Annotated in this window: 16 protein-coding genes; 8 read left to right on the forward strand and 8 right to left on the reverse strand. The window is 70.5% G+C overall.

Features of this window, described 5'->3' with window-relative positions:
- Nucleotides 1-11 precede the first annotated feature (11 nt).
- The 3 genes from A3CE_RS0121460 to A3CE_RS0121470 are packed head-to-tail and all read right to left on the reverse strand — an operon-like array spanning nt 12 to nt 3,168.
- Nucleotides 12-905, reverse strand: a complete 894-nt coding sequence (locus A3CE_RS0121460; protein ID WP_020642166.1) for an ABC transporter permease — start codon at nt 903-905, stop codon at nt 12-14.
- Nucleotides 902-1,945: an ABC transporter ATP-binding protein gene (locus A3CE_RS0121465; protein WP_020642167.1), complete on the reverse strand. Its 1,044-nt coding sequence runs from the start codon at nt 1,943-1,945 to the stop codon at nt 902-904. The genes A3CE_RS0121460 and A3CE_RS0121465 overlap by 4 nt, the downstream gene beginning before the upstream one ends.
- On the reverse strand, nt 1,942-3,168 hold the full coding sequence (locus A3CE_RS0121470; protein WP_211231858.1) for an extracellular solute-binding protein: 1,227 nt from the start codon (nt 3,166-3,168) through the stop codon (nt 1,942-1,944). The genes A3CE_RS0121465 and A3CE_RS0121470 overlap by 4 nt, the downstream gene beginning before the upstream one ends.
- Nucleotides 3,169-3,230: 62 nt before the next feature.
- Between A3CE_RS0121470 and A3CE_RS0121475 the strand changes: the two genes are divergently transcribed.
- The 5 genes from A3CE_RS0121475 to lysA all read left to right on the forward strand — a co-directional run bounded on the left by A3CE_RS0121475 (nt 3,231) and on the right by lysA (nt 8,016).
- Nucleotides 3,231-3,935 (forward strand): GntR family transcriptional regulator, encoded by a 705-nt coding sequence (locus A3CE_RS0121475; RefSeq protein ID WP_026468716.1) that lies wholly within the window; start codon nt 3,231-3,233, stop codon nt 3,933-3,935.
- Nucleotides 3,932-4,837: a dihydrodipicolinate synthase family protein gene (locus A3CE_RS0121480; protein ID WP_020642170.1), complete on the forward strand. Its 906-nt coding sequence runs from the start codon at nt 3,932-3,934 to the stop codon at nt 4,835-4,837. Before A3CE_RS0121475 ends, A3CE_RS0121480 begins: the two co-directional genes overlap by 4 nt.
- A 465-nt stretch (nt 4,838-5,302) precedes the next feature.
- Nucleotides 5,303-6,331 (forward strand): fatty acid desaturase family protein, encoded by a 1,029-nt coding sequence (locus tag A3CE_RS0121485; RefSeq protein ID WP_020642171.1) that lies wholly within the window; start codon nt 5,303-5,305, stop codon nt 6,329-6,331.
- Nucleotides 6,328-6,510, forward strand: a complete 183-nt coding sequence (locus A3CE_RS0121490) for an RGCVC family protein (RefSeq protein WP_020642172.1) — start codon at nt 6,328-6,330, stop codon at nt 6,508-6,510. The genes A3CE_RS0121485 and A3CE_RS0121490 overlap by 4 nt, the downstream gene beginning before the upstream one ends.
- Nucleotides 6,511-6,672: 162 nt before the next feature.
- A complete protein-coding gene (gene lysA / locus A3CE_RS0121495; RefSeq protein ID WP_020642173.1) occupies nt 6,673-8,016 on the forward strand; it encodes a diaminopimelate decarboxylase in 1,344 nt (447 codons plus the stop codon).
- On the opposite strand, the gene A3CE_RS0121500 is transcribed toward lysA, so the two are convergent.
- Nucleotides 7,994-8,614 carry a TetR/AcrR family transcriptional regulator C-terminal domain-containing protein gene (locus A3CE_RS0121500; protein ID WP_020642174.1) on the reverse strand — a complete coding sequence of 207 codons (621 nt, stop codon included), beginning with the start codon at nt 8,612-8,614 and terminating at the stop codon, nt 7,994-7,996. The two genes, lysA and A3CE_RS0121500, sit on opposite strands and share 23 nt — an antisense overlap.
- A gap of 63 nt (nt 8,615-8,677) precedes the next feature.
- Between A3CE_RS0121500 and A3CE_RS0121505 the strand changes: the two genes are divergently transcribed.
- Nucleotides 8,678-10,048 carry an FAD-dependent oxidoreductase gene (locus tag A3CE_RS0121505; RefSeq protein ID WP_020642175.1) on the forward strand — a complete coding sequence of 457 codons (1,371 nt, stop codon included), beginning with the start codon at nt 8,678-8,680 and terminating at the stop codon, nt 10,046-10,048.
- Here A3CE_RS0121505 and A3CE_RS0121510 read toward each other — a convergent pair.
- Entirely contained in the window at nt 10,045-11,565 is a 1,521-nt protein-coding gene (locus A3CE_RS0121510; RefSeq protein WP_020642176.1) for an APC family permease, read from the reverse strand. The two genes, A3CE_RS0121505 and A3CE_RS0121510, sit on opposite strands and share 4 nt — an antisense overlap.
- Nucleotides 11,566-11,829: 264 nt before the next feature.
- Between A3CE_RS0121510 and A3CE_RS0121515 the strand changes: the two genes are divergently transcribed.
- Complete coding sequence (locus A3CE_RS0121515; protein ID WP_020642177.1) at nt 11,830-12,306, forward strand: Lrp/AsnC family transcriptional regulator; 477 nt, start codon at nt 11,830-11,832, stop codon at nt 12,304-12,306.
- Between the two features lie 51 nt (nt 12,307-12,357).
- Here the strand turns inward: A3CE_RS0121515 and helR are convergent, their stop codons facing one another.
- Nucleotides 12,358-14,607, reverse strand: coding sequence for an RNA polymerase recycling motor ATPase HelR (gene helR, locus A3CE_RS0121520; RefSeq protein WP_084641670.1), 2,250 nt, complete (start codon nt 14,605-14,607; stop codon nt 12,358-12,360).
- A 101-nt stretch (nt 14,608-14,708) separates the two neighbouring features.
- Nucleotides 14,709-16,526 (reverse strand): LamG-like jellyroll fold domain-containing protein, encoded by a 1,818-nt coding sequence (locus A3CE_RS0121525; protein WP_020642179.1) that lies wholly within the window; start codon nt 16,524-16,526, stop codon nt 14,709-14,711.
- Nucleotides 16,527-16,682: 156 nt separating this feature from the next.
- Here A3CE_RS0121525 and A3CE_RS0121530 point away from each other — a divergent pair, with 156 nt between their 5' ends.
- Nucleotides 16,683-17,075 carry a VOC family protein gene (locus A3CE_RS0121530; RefSeq protein WP_020642180.1) on the forward strand — a complete coding sequence of 131 codons (393 nt, stop codon included), beginning with the start codon at nt 16,683-16,685 and terminating at the stop codon, nt 17,073-17,075.
- Here A3CE_RS0121530 and A3CE_RS0121535 read toward each other — a convergent pair.
- Complete coding sequence (locus A3CE_RS0121535) at nt 17,051-17,539, reverse strand: DUF6328 family protein (protein ID WP_020642181.1); 489 nt, start codon at nt 17,537-17,539, stop codon at nt 17,051-17,053. The two genes, A3CE_RS0121530 and A3CE_RS0121535, sit on opposite strands and share 25 nt — an antisense overlap.
- Nucleotides 17,540-17,586: the final 47 nt, after the last annotated feature.

Here is a 17,586-nt window from a genome sequence, read left to right on the forward strand (position 1 = left end):
CCCTTGCCCGGTCATCCCTTGCCTCCGGTCGCTCCGCGGTACAGCGTGCCGCGCCACGCCATGACCAGGCCGATCACGATCAACATGATCACCGCCATGAGCATCGCGACGGCCGAACCCATCGAGTAGTCGTACTCCTCGAAGGCGGCGTGGTAGGCCGCGATCGAGATGACGCGGGTCTCGTTCGCGGGGTCGCCGACGAGCTGCGCCGAAGGGAACACCGAGAACGCCATGACGAACGAGAGACAGAAGGTGATCGCCAGGCCGGGCGCCAGCAGCGGCAGCGTGATCCGCCGGAAGCGCTGGACGCCGTTCGCGCCGAGCGTCGCGGCCGCCTTCTCCAAGGAGGGGTCGATGCCCGACAGATAGGACAACGTGAGCAGGAAGGAGAACGGGAAGCCGGTGATCACGAGCGACAACAGCACGCCGGTGTAGTTGTGGATCAGCGGCAGCGGCTGGTCGGTGACACCGAGGACGGTGAGCACCTTGTTCAGCCAGCCCGCCGGCCCACCGTACATGATCAGGCCCTGCGCGGTGAGCACCGTGCCGAGCGTGATCGGCACGACCAGGATGGTCGTCAGGAGGCGCTTGCCGCGGACGCGGCCGCGCATCACGTACGCGATCGGGATGCTGGCGAGGACGTTGATGAACGTCGCGGGCAGCGCGATGCCGAGCGTCGTCCAGATCGTGTCGCGCAAGTACGGGTCGCCGAAGAACCGCGCGTAATTCGCGAAGACCCCGCCCTTGCGTGGGGCGAAGGACAACTGGAGGCCGTAGAGGAAGGGGTAGAGGAACAGGCAGGCAGTGACCAGCAGGCCAGGCACGAGGAGCAGCAGGGTGCGGTCGACACCGCGTTCGGCGAGCCGGTGCCGCAACGCCGGCCGGGCAGTGGCCACGGCGGTCACGGCGCGAACACCAGGACCCGCTCGGCCGGGACACCGATCTTCGCCGTGTCGCCCGGGGCCAGGCGCTTGTCCGTCCGGAAGTACACCGGCGTCCCGCTCTCGAGGCGGGCCGAGACCGACAGCTCGCGGCCGTGGTACTCGACAATCTCGACCGTCACGTCGAGGGCGTTCTCCGTACCGTCGCCGAGCACGAAGTCCTCCGGGCGGATCGCCACCTTCGCGGGTCCCTCTGTCAGGGAGCCGCGGCCGGTCAGGCGGACTCCCGCGCCCTCCACGGTGACCGATGAGCCCGCCGCGTCCGTGACCGTCACGTCCAGGAGGTTGCGGTAGCCCATGAACGACGCGACATAGCTGTTCACCGGCTGGGCGTAGACCTCCTCGGGTGTGCCGATCTGCTGGACCGTGCCCTCGCGCAGCACCACCAGGCGGTCGGCCAGCGACAGGGCCTCCTCCTGGTCGTGGGTGACGTACACGGTGGTCAGGCCGAGCGTCTGGTGGAGGCGGCGGATCTCCATCCGCATCTCCAGGCGGAGCTTGGCGTCCAAATTGGACAGTGGCTCGTCCATCAGGACCACGGGTGGCTCCAGCACCACGGCGCGGGCGATGGCGACGCGCTGCTGCTGGCCGCCGGACAGCTGGGCGGGGAACTTCGCCGCGTGCTCGGTGAGCTGCACCAGGCGCAGCGCTTCGTCGACGCGGCGGCGGGCCTCGGCCCGGCCCACCTTGCGCATCTTGAGGCCGAACCCGATGTTCGCGCGGACGGACATGTGCGGGAACAGCGCGTAGTTCTGGAAGACCATCCCGAACCCGCGCTGCTCCGGGGGCTGCCCGTCGATCCGGGCCTCGTCGAGCCAGATGCTGCCGCCGGTCAGCGGCAGCAGTCCGGCCAGGCAGTTCAGCGCCGTCGACTTGCCGCAGCCGGACGGGCCGAGCAGGGCCACGAACTCGCCGCGCGTGATGGCGAGGTCGAGGCCGCTCAGGGCGTTCGCGGTGCCGAAGCTGCGCGAAACGCCGTCCAACCGGAGCTGCTCGAACGTCACTTCTTGCCGACCTTCGAGCCGCCGACCAGCTGGTTCCACTTGTCGAACGCCTTGACCTGCTGCTCGGCCGGCAGCGAGGTCTCCTTGGGGTACTGCGCGATCCACTGCTCGTACTCCGGGCGCCCGAACTGCTTGATCGTGTCCTGGCTCTTCTGCGGCGCCATCTGCAGGGTGACGTCCTTGACCGCGGGGCCGGGGTAGAAGTACCCGTCGTCGTAGGCGATGGCCTGCTGGTCCGGCTTGAGCATCCACGCGATCAGCTGCAGGATCGCCGACTCCTGGTCCGGGGACAGGCCCTTCGGGATCAGGGCGTACTGGGCGTCGGTGACCCAGTGCATCGGCTGCATCATCGCGGTCTTGACCGTGTTGGGCACGGTGCCGAGCTTGCGCGGGTTGAGGTCCCAGCCGGTCATCGACGTCACCATGGCCACCGAGCCGGACGCCAGGTTCTTCATGGTCTCGGTGGTGCCCGACGGGTAGTACTTCACGTACTTGCCCAGCTCCTGCAGGAACGCCCAGGTCTTGTCCCAGCCCTTGTCCGGGTCCTTCGGGTCCTTGTCGCCGAGCAGGTACGGCAACCCCATCAGGAACGTCCGGCCCGGGCCGGAGTTCGACGGCTGGGCGTACTGGAACTTCTCCGGGTGCGCCTTCGCCCAGTCGAGCAGCTCCTGCGGAGAGGCCGGAGCGGCAGGCACCGCGCCCGGGTTGTATTCCAGCAGCGGGCCTGCCGGGGAGTAGACGAGCTCGACGCCGTAGCCGTTGGCCAGCTCCTGCATCTTCGCCGCGGGTTCCTGGTAGTTCTGCATCAGGTTCGGGAACCGGCCGGCGAAGTCCGGGAGGATCTTGGCCAGGGTGCCGTTCGCGATGCCGGCCGAGAGACCGTCGGTGCCGCTGAGGACCAGGTGCGTCTGGGCGACACCGCCGTCCTGCTCGGCCTTGAGCTTGCCCGCCATGCTCGGCGCGGGCGCCGTCGAATAGGTGACCTTCGAGAGCACTTCCGGGTGCGCGGCCTTGAAGTTCTCGATCATCTGCTTGGTGAGCTGCAGATTGCCGGCGACGTCGAGGATGTTCAGCTCGACCGGCTTGCTCGGCTTGTCCGGCACGGCCTGGGGGTTCGCCGCCTGGCCGCCGTCACCGCCGGGCGCGCCGCAGGCCGCCAGGCCGGCGGCGAGGCCTGCCGCCAGCAGCACTCGCCGGAATCGGAAGCCGGTGCGACGATGCATGGCTGCTCCCTCGGTCCATGATAATGTTGTATGTCGCATCGTATATCAGATCGGACATGCCAGTGGCGAGCACTTCTTCGGCCAGGAGACCGCCGCCGCCCGTTTCGCGCACGGATTTCGTCCGTGACGCGATCAAGGAAGCGATCTTGAGCGGCGAGTTCGGACCGGGCGAAACGCTCGCCGAAGCCGAGGTGGGCGCGCTGCTCGGAGTGTCGAAGACCCCGGTGCGCGAGGCACTGCGAATCCTCGCCGGTTCCGGTTTGGTCACGATGAGCACGTACAAGGGGGCAGCAGTCCGGGTCATGGACGCCGAGAGCGCGTACGCGGTGTACGACCTGCGCGCGCTCCTCGAGCCCGAGGCCGTCCGGCGCGCGGTCGAACAGGGCGCGGACTTCGGCGAAGCGCGTCAGGTGCTGGCCGAGGTCGAGACCGGCGCCGCGGCCACCGACCGCGCGAAGGCCAGCCTGACCAACCGGCTGTTCCACCGCGCGCTCTACTCGGGGTGCGGGAACCCGCTCCTGGTCGAGGTCCTCGACGGCCTGCGCGACCAGGCGGCGCTGATCACCGTCACCGGCTGGGGCATCAGCCCGACCTGGCAGGGCGAAGCGGCCGAACACCGGGCCATCCTGAACGCCGCCGAGAGCGGCAACGCCCGGCAGACCGAACACCTGCTGCGCAAGCACATCACCGATTTCATCGACCGGGTCGCCTTCGGGCTCCCCGGCGACCGCACCACCGAAACCGGCGATCCGAAGGGGGCTCGATGACGTTCGAGGAGCAGAGGCGGCGGCTTTCCGGGGTGGTGGCCATCCCGGTGACGCCGTTCGACACCGAGGGCGCCGTCGACGGCGAGACGTACGCGAAACTGGTGGACCGGCTGATCACCGGCGGCATCGAGGTCGTGACGCCGAACGGGAACACCGGCGAGTTCTACGCGCTCGACGAGGGCGAGGCCCGGCAGTGCCTCGAGGTCACCGTCGAGGCCGCGGCCGGCCGGGCGAGCGTGCTCGCCGGGGTCGGTCACGACGTCGCGTCGGCGACGCGGGCCGCGCAGCACGCGCGGGACACCGGGGCCGACATGATCATGATCCACCAGCCGGTGCACCCGTACATCTCCGGTGCCGGCTGGGTCGACTACCACGCCGCGATCGCCGCGGCCGTACCGGAACTCGGCGTCGTGATCTACGTCCGCAACCCGGCGATCTCCGGCGCGCAGCTGTGCGCGCTGGGCGAGACGGCCCCGAACGTCATCGGCGTGAAGTACGCGGTGCCGGACCCGGTGCGGTTCGGCTCGGTCGCGCGGGACACCGGCTTCGAGCGGTTCGTGTGGATCGCCGGGCTGGCGGAGCTTTCGGCGCCCGGCTACTTCGCCGTCGGCGCCACCGGCTTCACGTCCGGGCTGGTGAACGTCGACCCGGCGATCTCGCTGGAGATGTTCCGCGCACTGTCCACAGGGGACTTCCCGGCGGCGATGGTGGTCTGGGAGCGGATCCGGCCGTTCGAAGAGCTGCGGGCCGCCAACGGGAACGCCAACAACGTCAGCGTGGTCAAGGACGCGCTCGGTCAACTCGGCCTGTGCCGCCCCGACGTGCGGCCGCCGAGCCGGCCGCTGACCGGCGCCGAGCGGGAGCAGCTCTTCGGGCTGCTTTCCTCGTGGGGGCTGTCTTGAATGGTGGCTCGTCGGCGGGCCGGGGCACGGTGATGCCGAACCCAGGCTCGTCGACGAGCCACCCGATGACAAGAGCTTGTCGAGTGCGAACCTCGCCGTAGCAACCTGATTGGGCGCCCCGGGCGTCGCTCTGCGCGACTGCGGGCGGCTGCTCGCCGGCCGACTGGCCGGCACGGCTGCGAGACGAACGGGTTGCGTAACCCGGTTCAGCTCCTGTCCCCGGCCGGACGAACCAGCCGGAAGCCTCGAATGTGCGGTACGTCACCGACATCCCGATGTGGCCGACTGTACACCTCTTCGGTGGTCCACGGGGAATTGCCATCGAGGGCGGCGGGTGGGACGCTGAACGCATGTCGCGGAGCGAACCCGCGACCAGGCCCCAGTGCCCTTATCCCGGACCGGACCGGCTCACAATCGCCGGAAACCGTTGCTGGACAAGCATTAAAGCTGACCAGGACGGCGGACATGACTTCGCTCCAGGCTCCGGACACTTCGCACGGCAGCGACTTCGCCGAGCTGTCGAGGCTGATCAAGGAAGCAGGCCTCCTGCGCCGGCGGCGCCGCTACTACGCCGTCCGGATCGGGCTCAACCTCGCCGCGTTCGGTGGCGGCTGGGTCGCCTTCGCCTACCTCGGCGACTCGTGGTGGCAGCTGTTCCTCGCGGCGTTCTTCGCGATGGTGTTCGCGCAGCTGTCGTTCATCGGGCACGATGCCGGGCACAAGCAGATCTTCCGCAGCCGCAAGGCGAACGACGCGACCGGCTTGTTCCACGGTGGACTCACCGGGCTGAGCTACGGCTGGTGGATCGGCACGCACGCGCGCCACCACGCCAATCCCAACAACGAGGACGAAGACCCCGACGTCGACATCGCCGCGCTCGCGTTCAGCAAGGCGCAGAGCTCACGGAAGCGTGGTTTCCTTCGCTGGGTGGCGAAGTACCAGGCGTTCCTGTTCTTTCCGCTGCTCCTGCTCGAAGGCCTGAACCTGCACGTCTCGAGCGTGAAAGCCGTGTGGCGCGGGGATGTCCGCCAGCACAAGCTGGAGTCCGCGCTGCTGATCGCGCACCTCGCGGCCTACCTCGCCGCGGTGTTCATCGTGCTGTCGCCGCTGACCGGGATCATCTTCATCCTCGTGCACCAGTTCCTGTGGGGCCTGTACATGGGCTGCTCGTTCGCGCCCAACCACAAGGGCATGGAGATGCTGGCGTCCGGGCACAAGCTCGACTTCCTCCGCAAGCAGGTGCTGACATCACGCAACATCCGTGGCGGCCCGATCGTCGACTTCTCCCTCGGCGGCCTGAACTACCAGATCGAGCACCACCTGTTCCCGAGCATGGCCCGGCCGAACCTGAAACACGCCCAGGTGATCGTCCGGGACTTCTGCGTCCGCCACGAAATCTCCTACGCGGAGTGCGGCTGGGCCCGCTCGTACGGTTACGTGCTGCAGCACCTCCACTCGGTGAGCGCACCCCTGCGGACGAAGGTGACACCGTGACGGCCCCGGTGCCCGAGGCGCCGGACGTGCCCCGCGCCGGCACGCGGTGCCCGAGCTGCCCGCACCCGCTGGGCACGCACGACGCGATCGCGCGCCGCTACTGCGCGGCAACGGCGGCCGGCCAGGGGACCGACCGCGGCTGCGTCTGCGGCACGGTGCAGGACCACGCGGCCCCCTGAGCACCTCGCTCGAACACCCACGGTGTGTTCGAAGTTACTCACGCGTCAAAGACGAGTAAGCGGATCCCGGCAACCCGTCAGGACGGCATTCACGGGGGATCTCCGGCCGCGTTGACGGGAGTGTCCTGGCGGAATCCGATCCGTCGACGCCCGGAGGCACCCGTGACGCTCAGCGAGCTTCTTCCCAGCCTCGGCTGTGAAGCCGCCGATCACCTCGAGCCAGGAGTCTGGCCGCGAAGCACCCGAATCGGCGAAGACGGCGAACTCCTCTTCGCCGGCGCGCGCGTCAGCCACCTCGCGGCGCGCTTCGGGACGCCGTCGTACCTCATCGACGAGCAGCAGGTCCGTGACACCGCCCGCGAGTACCGCGAAGCGCTGCCGGACGCCGAAGTCGCATACGCGAGCAAGGCGTTGTGTACGCGGGCTGTACTGCGTTGGGTCGCCGAAGAAGGGTTGTCGCTCGACACGTGCTCCGCGGGCGAGATCGCCGTCGCCCGCGCAGTCGGCTTCCCCGCGGAGCGCATGCTGCTGCACGGCAACGCGAAGACCCCCGAAGATCTGAAAGCCGCGCTCGAATACGGCGTCCGGCGGATCGTGGTCGACTCGCTCGACGAGATCGAGCAGCTCGGGGCCCTCGCCCACGGCGCCCAGCAGGTGATGATCCGGGTGACGCCGGGCGTCGCGGCCGGGGCGCACGCGGCCATCAGCACCGGAACCGAAGGTCAGAAGTTCGGCTTCTCGCTGCTCGACCGCGTCCCCGACAACGTCGACGCGGCGACGAGAGCCGTGCTCGCGCAACCCGGGTTGCGGCTCGCGGGACTGCACTGCCACATCGGCTCGCAGGTCCGCAGGGTCGACCGGTACGAGGCTGCCGCGCGGCGGATGGCCGAGGTGCTCGTCCGGATCCGCGACACGCACGGCGTCACGCTGCGGGAGCTCGACCTCGGCGGCGGGCACGCGGTGCCGTACGCCGGTGGCGAGCCCGCGTTCGACCTCGGCGGCTACTCGCGACGGCTGCGCGTCGCACTGGCCTACGAGTGCGCGGTGCACGGCTTTCCGTTGCCCCGCTTGACGATCGAGCCGGGCCGGGCGATCGCCGGGCCCGCCGGGATCACGGCGTACCGCGTCTGCGCCGTCAAGCGCGGGAGCCGCACGTTCGTCGCGGTCGACGGCGGCATGAGCGACAACGCCCGCCCGTCGCTGTACGGCGCGCGCTACACGACACGCCTGGTCGGACGGCGATCCACGGCGAAGCGGACGCCGATGACGGTCGTCGGACGGCACTGCGAATCCGGCGACGTCCTCGCCGACGGCGTCGGCCTGCCCGGTGACCTCCACGCCGGCGACCTCCTGGCCGTGCCGTGCACCGGCGCGTACCACCATTCGCTGGCGTCGAACTACAACCAGGTCGGCCGGCCCCCGCTGGTCGGCGTCAAGAACGGCGTCGCGACGCTGCTGGTGCGCCGCGAAACCGAGGAAGACCTCAGCCGCCGCGACGTGGGCTGACCGCGTCCAGCCCGGCCAGGAGCACCCCGAGCGCGTACCGGAAGTCGTCCTCGACCGTCGAGCCGGCGCGTTCACGCAGGCCACGGGCCATCAGCGGAAAGGGGAACGAGCCGAGCGCGATCGCCGCGGCCTCCTCATCCGGCGGCAGCCGCGTCTGGTCCTCGACGGCCCGGCCGAGCACGAAGTGCACCAGCACCCCGGCCGCGCGGGTGGCGTCGCCGAGCGGGAAGCCCGCGTCGTGCAGCACGCCGACCCCGCGCTCGGCGAACTCCCCGAGCGCGCGGGCCACCCGCAGGTCCGCCCCCAAGGCGACGCGGGCGCCGTCGCGATGCGCGAGCAACGCCGTGTGCAGCGCCAACCCGGCGTCTTCGAGCCACTTCAGCCACGGCCCGCCGTCGGTCAGCCCGGCGACGACCGGCGCCACGATCGCGTCCGTCAGGTGGTCGAGCAGGGCGCGCTTGTTGCGGAAGTGCCAGTACAACGCGGGTGCCTTGACCCCCAGGTCGGTGGCGAGCCGCCGGACCGTCAGCTTGTCCAGGCCGTCGGCTTCGAGCAGGCGAAGCGCGACGCGCACCGCGTCGGCGACTTCCAGCGGCATGATCCTCCTTGACGCCTTAACTTGTTAAGGCCATCCTAACCCTTAACAAGTTAAGGAGAAAGCATGGATGCCGACGTGATCGTCGTGGGCGCGGGTCCGGTGGGCCTGTTCCTCGCCGCGGAGCTCGCACTGGCCGGCGCCGACGCCCTGGTGCTCGAACGCCGCGAGACGCCTTCCGAAGAGACCAAGGCACGCGGCCTGGGCACCCTGGCGACCGAGGCGCTCCGGCGACGCGGCCTCGGCGACCAGCTCGCCGAAGCGGATGCCGAAGGCACGAAGGACCTCGCCCGCGACCACGGCAGCACGCTCGGCCACTTCGCGAGCATCCACAAGATCGTCCCGGACCCCGGCCGGCCGCGCACCAACATCTGGCAGCCCGAGCTGGAACGCGTGCTCGCGAAGCACACCGAAGGCGTCCGGGTACTGCGCGGCCACGAGGTCACCACGCTGGAGTCCGATGTGGACAGTGTCACCGTCACCGCGGGAGGACGGGAGTGGCGCGCGAAGTACCTCGTCGGGTGCGACGGCGGCCGCAGCACCGTCCGGAAACTCGCCGGGTTCGCCTTCCCCGGCACCCCCGCGCTGCTGCACACGATCGCCGGGCGGGTCCGCTTCGCGGGCGAAGTCCCGCCGGGCGGCCGTTACGCCACCGGCGCGTTCCTGTACGGCGGCAGCATGGCCGGCGTGACGGAACCCGCCGGTCCCGAGCGCGACGAACCGGTGACCCCCGACGAGCTTTCCGCGGCGATCCACCGCGTCACCGGCGTGGCCGTCGTCGTCGAGGAGGTCCGCGACGGACGGCGGTTCGGCGACCAGGCTCGCCAGGCCGCCACCTACCGCCTCGGCCGCGTCTTCCTCGCCGGCGACGCCGCGCACGTGCACTCGCCGAGCGGCGGCCAGGGCCTGAACCTCGGCATCCCGGACGCGGCCAACCTGGGCTGGAAGCTCGGCGCCGTCCTTCGCGGCGACAAGCCCGAAGCGTTCCTCGACACGTATACGCGCGAAAGGCACCCAGCGGGCGAAGCGGTGCTACGCAACACGCGCGCACAGTCGGCGTTGCTGGCTCCCGGCCCGCACGTCGACGCGCTGCGGGAGATCGTCGCGGAGCTGCTGGACCTGCCCGAGGCGAACCGGTACTTCGCGAATCTCCTGTCCGGGATCGGTCACCGCTACAACTTCCCTTATCCCGCCCCGAAGCCGGTCGGCGAACACTGCCCGGACCTCGAACTCGTCCACGCCGACGGCCGCGAGTCCCGGCTGTTCGAGCACACGCGCACCGGCCGGGGGCTCCTGCTGGCGACCGGGCACCCGGCCGGCCCGCGCGTCGACGTCGTCCCGGTGACGAACACCGGCCCGCTGCTGCTCCGGCCCGACGGCGTGATCGCCTGGGCGGGCGAAGGCCCCCTCGACGTCGCGCTGGACACGTGGTTCTAGACCGGCTCGATGACGTCGCCGCCGCGCCGCACCACTCCCCGCGGCAGGCGGCGGCCGGCGAAGAAGTCACGGCAGGCGCGGTGCACGGCGAACATCAGCGGTACCCCGAGCACGATCGACACCACGCCGATCACCGCGACCCCGCCGATGCCGAACACCGTCGTCTCGCCCGCGTCCGGCCGCGCGTACTCGATCAGCGCGAACACCAGCACGGCCAGGAAGAAGACGCCGCCGGTGAACGGCAGCAGCCCCCGCAGGAGGAAGTTGCGCAGGCTCGCGAACAGCGTCCGGCGGAACACCCAGACGCAGGCCAGCGCGGTCATCGTGTACTCGATGGCGATGGTCAGCCCGACCGCGTCGACCGAGTCCGAAAGCACGTTGCCGCTCAGCAGCGCCAGCAGCACGTACACCGCCAGTGAGACGAGCCCGAACGCCCAGGTCGCCACCGAAGGCGTCCGGAACCGCGGGTGCACGCGCCCGAAGACACGCGGCAGCGCGCCGTGACTGGCCATCGACAACGTCGTGCGCGCGGCCGGCATGATCGTCGCCTGGCTGGTGGCCGCGCCGCTGGTCAGCACCGACACGATCAGCAGCACGCCCAGGACCTTGCCGGTCGTCCCGTCGCCGAACACCGCGCCGCCCAAGCCGGCCAGGACGTCTTCGGCGTTCGCCTCGTTGCCCAAACCGATTCCCTCGGTTCCGGCCCCGGCGAAGGCCAGCGCGGCGACCGTGACGAGCAGGTAGTTCAGCACCAGCAGCACGGTCGAGAGCACCGCGGCGCGCCCGGGGGCGTGGCGCGGGTCGGCGGACTCCTCGTTGACCGACAGCGAGCTTTCCCAGCCCCAGTAGATGAACACGGCCAGCAGCACCGCCGACCCCGCCGTCCCGGCGCCGACCCCGCCGGGCCATAGCCAGTCGAGCCGGGGCACCGACGCCTGCGGCCCGGCCGTGCCGTCGAAGACGCGGACCAGCGCGACGACCGAGAAGAGCACGAGCACGGCGAGCTCCACCCCGAGCAGGATCCACTGCGCCCGCGCGGACACCTCGATCCCGCGATGGCACAGCCAGCACAGCGCCACTAGCCAGACGGCGCCGATCGCCGTCGTCACCCACCGGTTGCCCGCCGCTCCGGACGCGCCGAACAGCAGCAGCGTGTACCGGCCGGTCAGCGCGGACTGGCTGCTCATGACCAGCAGCTGGGCGACCGTGACGACCCAGCCGGTGAACCACCCGGCGTGCGGGCCGAACGCCCGCGCCGCCCAGGTGAAGTTGGTGCCGCAGTCGGGTTCCGCGGTGTTCAGCTCGCGGAAGGCGACGGCCACGAACAGCACGGGCACGAACGACAGCAGGACGAACGCCGCCGCCTTGAACCCGGTGCCCGCCAGCACGATCAGCCCCAGCGTGGCCGCGATCGAGTACGCCGGCGCGGTCGACGACATCCCGATGACCATCGACGACACCATGCCCAGTGCGCCGTCGCGCAGCCCTTTCGCGGGAACGGCGGGAGCGAGCGCCATGCGTTGGTCCTCCTGAGGTTGCTGAAGACGACAGAGCCGCCAGAAGGTACCCGGCGCGGGCCCGAACGTGCGTCCGGCTGTGCGCGGACGCACAAAACCGCCTCGGAAAGCCTTGTCTTTTTCGTCACCCGCCACCGATTCCTCGGCTGACGGCCGCGTGTACGCCGGATCGCGCGAAGCTGGCGCGGGGGTCTCGCTTTCTCGGCAGGTCTCGATACGCTGCGCACTTGACAAATCACATGCCGAAACACAGGGAGGGACGGCATGGGTGACGAAACACGTGCGCGCGCGCTGGACAATACGGACAGATCGTTGATCGCTCTGCTGCAACAAGACGGCAGAGCCTCCTTCACCGCGCTTGCCAAAGCGGTCGGGCTTTCGGAGGGAGCGGTCCGCCAGCGCGTGCAGCGGCTGCTGCGCGACGACCTCATGCAGATCGTCGCGGTGACCGACCCCGCCAACGTCGACCTGACGCGGCAGGCCATGGTCGGGATCAGCGTCGACGGGGCTGATCCCCGGGACGTCGCGGACAAGCTGTCCGAGCTGCCGAACGTGCACTACGTGGTGCTGTGCGCCGGGCGCTACGACCTGCTCGCCGAGCTCGTCTGCCGGGACGACGACCACATGCTCGAGGTACTCGGCGAAGAGATCCGGAAGATCCCGGGCGTGTCCGGGACCGAGCTGTTCGTGTACCTGAAGCTGGCCAAGCAGAACTACTCCTGGGGCCGGCTCACGGCGTAGGGGTCGTGAGTGAGAAACAGCGTTGGAACACTGTTTCTCACTCACGAGGCACTACAGGAATCGCCGATGCCCGGCCCGCGCGGGGGCCCCGGCTTCGGCGAGCCCGGTCAGCGCCGCCGGGAGCGGATCCCGGTGCAGCACCCCGAGGCGCTGCGTGGCGCGGGTGAGCGCGACGTACAGCTCGGCCGCGCCACGCGGGCCCGCGGCCAGGATCCGGGCCGGGTCGACGACCAGGACGGCGTCGAATTCCAGGCCCTTCGTCGCCGCGGGCGGGATCGTGCCTGGCACGCCAGGCGGGCCGATCACGACGCTGGTGCCTTCGCGGCCGGTCTCGTCGCGGACGAACTCGTCGACGGCGCCGGGCAGTTCGCCGTCCACGACTCGTCTGGACCACGGCCGGACGCCGCACGCCCGCACCGATTCCGGCGGCCGCACGTCCGGCGCGAACCGCGCGAGCAGGGCGCCGGCGACGGTCATGATCTCCGCCGGAGTGCGGTAGTTCACGGTCAGCTCCCGGTACTGCCAGCGGTCGCCGACGTACGGCGCCAGCACCGGGCCCCACGCCGTCGCCCCCGCGGCACTGCGGCGCTGGGCGAGGTCGCCGACGATCGTGAAGGAGCGGCTCGGGCACCGCAGCATCAGCGCCCGCCAGTCCATTTCGGACAGTTCCTGCGCCTCGTCGACGACGACGTGCCCGTACGTCCAGTCGCGGTCCGCGGCCGCGCGCTCGGCGAGGTCGCGGGTGTCGCGCTCGACGAACCGTTCGGCCAGGTCCTCGGCGTGGAGCAGGTTCTCGGCGACCAGCATGACGTCTTCGTCCAGCTCCTCGCGGTCCAGCTTCATGACGTCCATGACGCCGGCTGCGTACTCGGCCTCCTCGTCCGCCAGACGTCGTGCGGCGGCGCGTTCGGCGGAGTCGTCCCGGCCGAGCAGGCCGGCCAGCTCGTCGAGCAACGGCACGTCCGACACCGTCCAGGCCGAGCCGTCCGCGCGGAACAGGGTCGGGTCGGCACCGGCGGCTTCGAGGCGGCGCGGCGACATGTACAGCGGTGCCAGCAACGTCTCCGGCGTCAGCTCCGGCCACAGCGCGCTGAGCGTGGCATCGAGCTCTTCGTGCTCACGCAGCTCGTCGAGGACGTCGTCGCGGAGATCGGCCCACGCCCCGCGATCCTCCCTGGTCAGCCAGCCCTCGCCGATCTTCGCCACGGCCCGCTCGGCGACGAGCGCCAGGACGTGCTTGCGGAAGACCGCGCGTGCCTCGTTGTGCGGCAGGCCCGAGCGACACGCCTCGAGCCGGGCCTCGTCCGCCAGGCCGGCGTCGAGGTCCACGGTGACGTCCCCCAGCTCCACCGGCACGGGCTCATCGGGCACCCGCTGGCGGTCGGCGACCGCCGCGTTCAGCACGTCGAGGATCTTCAGCGAGCCCTTGAGCCGTGCCACCTCCGGCGAGTCCTCGGCGGTGACGCGCAGCCCGGGCACGAGGGCGCCGGTCGTCAGGAAGACGACGTCCGACTCGCCGAGCGACGGCAGCACGCGGCCGATGTGGTCGAGGAACAGCGGGCTCGGCCCGACCACGAGCACGCCGGTCCGCGACATCCGCTCGCGGTGGGTGTAGAGCAGGTACGCCACCCGGTGCAGCGCCACGGCGGTCTTGCCGGTACCGGGCCCGCCCTCGACCACCAGCACGCCCGAGTGGCCGAGGCGGATGATCTCGTCCTGCTCGGCCTGGATCGTCGCGACGATGTCCCGCATGCCGTCGCCGCGGGGCGCGTTGACGGCCGCGAGCAGCGCCGCGTCCCCGCGTTCGCTGAGACATGCCTGGGGGGACGACCCCCCAGACCCCCCGATGTCGTCCAAGCCGGGACGCCCCAGAACCTCGTCGGTGAAATCGAGGACCCGGCGGCCCATCGTGTGGAACTGACGGCGGCGGCGCATGTTTTCCGGCGTCGCCGCGGTGGCGACGTAGAACGGCCGCGCCGCCGGCGCCCGCCAATCCAGCAGGAACGGTTCGTAGTCGTTTTCCGCGTCGAAGAGCCCGATCCGGCCGATGTAGCTGGTTTCGCCCGAAAGGGCGTCCAGCCGGCCGAAACAAAGCCCGTTGTCGGCGAAGTCCAGCCGGACCGCCTCCCGCGACCGGCACCGGACGTCGGTCTCCCGTTCCCCGGGCGTCAGACCGGTTTGCCCGAGTGCGCCGTGGTAGCGGGCCTGCGCCGCCGCGCGCTCGCGGTCGAGCCGCTCGTACAGCGCGGCGACGTAGGCCCGTTCTTCCCGCAATTCCTCGTCGTACCCCTGGTTTGACAAGTTCCCCTCACAGCGGTTAGACTCTTAACAGGTTCGGCGAGTTCTCCTGATATCTCTGGAGGGCGCGCCGATTTTTTATTGTCCACCCGCTGTCAAGGCCCTCAGCCCAGCATGAATTCACGCGGGTTCAGCGGCCGGTCGGCCACCCGCACGTCACCCAGCAGCCCCGCGAAACTGCGGTCGACCTTCCCGTCGTAGGACGAGGCACCGACCAGCCACGACCCGCCCGGATCGGCCAGCCCGACCGCCGGCGTGGCCGGGTTGCGGACCACCGGGCAGCCGTCGACGTACACCGTCGTGCGCCTGCCGTCGTTGACCACGGCGACGTGCCACCACTTCTCCACCGGCAGCTCGTGGCCCCAGTTCGTCGAGGTCCGGTCCTGGTTCAGCGGGTACACCGCCCACTGCAGCTCCCCACCGTCCGAAAGGGACAGTGTGGCGGCCGATTCCTTCGGGTCGTCCCCGGTCTTGCCGGCGGCCGCGCCGCTGCCCTGCCGGGCGAACAGCCCGCACCAGCCGTGGTGGCCGTCCTTGAAGTTCGCGGGCAGCCAGAAGAACGCCTCGACGGTGTACCCGCGCTCGAACTTCAGGCGGTTCATCGGCGCCGCGTCGACGGTGCGCAGGTACGCGCCACGGCTCGGGTCGCGGCCGCCGTCGAACCGCAGGCTCGCCCGCGACGGCTGCCGCGGCGAGAACGCGCTCGCGTACTTCAGCGCGTCGGGCCCGCTCCCGGGCGCGGTGACGCGGGTGAGGTCGTTGCCGCGCCCGGTCTGATCGCGCACGACGACGCCGTCCGGCACCGGCTTGCCGTCCTTCCCGCCCTCGAAGCGCCAGTAGGCGACCGTGCCCGGCACCAGGAGCTGCTTCGCCGGGCGTGCCGGCGGAACCGGCACCGGCGCGAAGCCGCCGAAGCGGTTGGCGAAGTCGATCTCCAGGCTGAAGTAGTCGGCCGTGCCGCTGCGCTCGACCTCGACCTGCTGCATTTCGGACAGGTGGTCCTGCGCGGCGAGCCACGGCGAGAACGTCCGGACGTCGATCACGCCGCGCGCCAGGTCGAACTGGTAGAGCCGGATCATCGCGCTGCCGCCGTAGTAGCGGTCCTGGTAGTTGGCGATGTGGACGTGCACGTCGTGCCCGGCGGCGTTCTTCCGGACGGTGCGCCCGGTCGGCCAGTAGTGGCCGTTGAGCGTGAGGAAGATCTGGTCGTTGCCTTCGACGAGTTCCTTCCAGACGTGCTCGCCGAACGTCGAGAACTGCGCCTGGGCGTCGTCGTCGGCCCAGACCAGCTCGTGGATGGTGAGGATCGCGGGCAGTGTCGGGTGCTGCGCGAGGACCTGCTTCGCCCAGTTCAGGCCACCCGCCGAGGGCCGCCAGTCGAGGGCGAGCAGCAGCCACTCGCGGCCGCCGCCGCGGAAGACGTGGTAGCTGTTGTAGCCGTCCTTCGTGGCGCCCCGGAACGTCGGGGAGTTGCGCTGGCGCTGCGGGCCGAACGCGTCGAGGTACGGCGACGGACCGCGCTGGTCGTCCTTCGAACCGTCGATGTCGTGGTTGCCGGCGAGGGTGCTGTAGGGGAAGCGGCAGCGGTCGAGCGCCTGGAACGACCGGCTGATGCGGGCGAACTCGTCCGCGCGGCCGTTCTGGGTGAGATCGCCGAGGTGGGCGAGGAAGACAACGTTGTCGTCCTCCTCTTCGAGGACGTACCGCAGCGAGGCGTCCAGCGGGGCCGCGTCACCGCGGTCCTCGTCGAACAGGTACTGCGTGTCCGGCATGACCACGAGCGTGAAGCGCGGATCTTCGGTGTCCGGGCGGTGCCGGCCAGTGGCTTGGGCGGCCGGCGCGCCGAGGACGTTCGGCAGGGTCGCCGCGGCGGCGACGGCCGGTGCGCCGAGGAGGAAGGTCCGGCGAGAAGTGTCAGTCACGGGCGGGAAGCTACGGGCGGCGTCCGACCACCCCGGCAACTGCTGCCGAACACGGAATGAACAGCGGTACTGTGCCCGCATGAGCGAGCTTGCGAGCGAATCATTCAACACTGCGCTTCCCGCTCAGGGCGCACCGAGCGTCAGCGAGGTGCCCGCATGAGCGGCCCGCGGGTGTTCCGGCTGATCCAGCCCGTCGACGACATCGAAGTCGCCGTCGCGTTCTACGCCGCCGTCTTCGGCGCCCCCGGCGAGCGGATCGCGGTGAACCGGCACTACTTCACCTGCGGCGGGGTGGTGCTCGCCTGCGTCGAAGCCCCGCTCGAACACCGCGAGCCGCGGCCGCGGAAGGACCCGCGGATCGTCTACCTCGCGGTCGACGACGTCGAGGAGACGTTCGAGCGGGTGCGCGCCGCCCGGCCGCGCTGGCTCGACGACGCCATCGAGACCCAGTTCTGGGGCGAACGCTCCTTCTACGCGGACGACCCGTTCGGCAACCCGCTGTGCTTCGTCCAGGAGGACACGCTCTACTTGGGCGGGCCCGTCGGCTGAGTGCCGTCGTCCGGGTGCAGCCGCATCGGCATGACGAACCAGAGGATCCCGAAGAGCAGCACGCACAGCACGCCTAGGACGACCATGGCGATCCCGCCGTAGACCACCTTGGCGATCAGCGCGACCGTCGACGTGATCGCCAGGGCCAGGCAGACCAGCCCGACCAGCACTAGCCGGTTGCCGACGGTCAGGATCCGCTCCCGGCTGCCCGTGCGGAACAGCAGCCGGTGCCACGCCGCGGGCGCGGTCAGCAGCGCCGTGGCCGCCACCGCGAGCGCCACCGCGGACAGGTGCAGCGACTTCTCGAACCCGCTGGCGTCGTGGAACCGGTCGGTGAACACGACGGACAGCAGGAAACCGAAGAGGATCTGCACCCCCGCCTGGGCGACACGCAGCTCTTGCAGCAGCTCGCCGATGTTGCGGGTGAGCTGCTCGTTACGGGTTTCGCCGGTGTGTTCGGGCACGAAATCACCATAACCGGGCGCGGGATCGTCCACCCGCCGGGAAATCG

Source organism: Amycolatopsis balhimycina FH 1894 (assembly GCF_000384295.1).
Classification (GTDB): domain Bacteria; phylum Actinomycetota; class Actinomycetes; order Mycobacteriales; family Pseudonocardiaceae; genus Amycolatopsis; species Amycolatopsis balhimycina.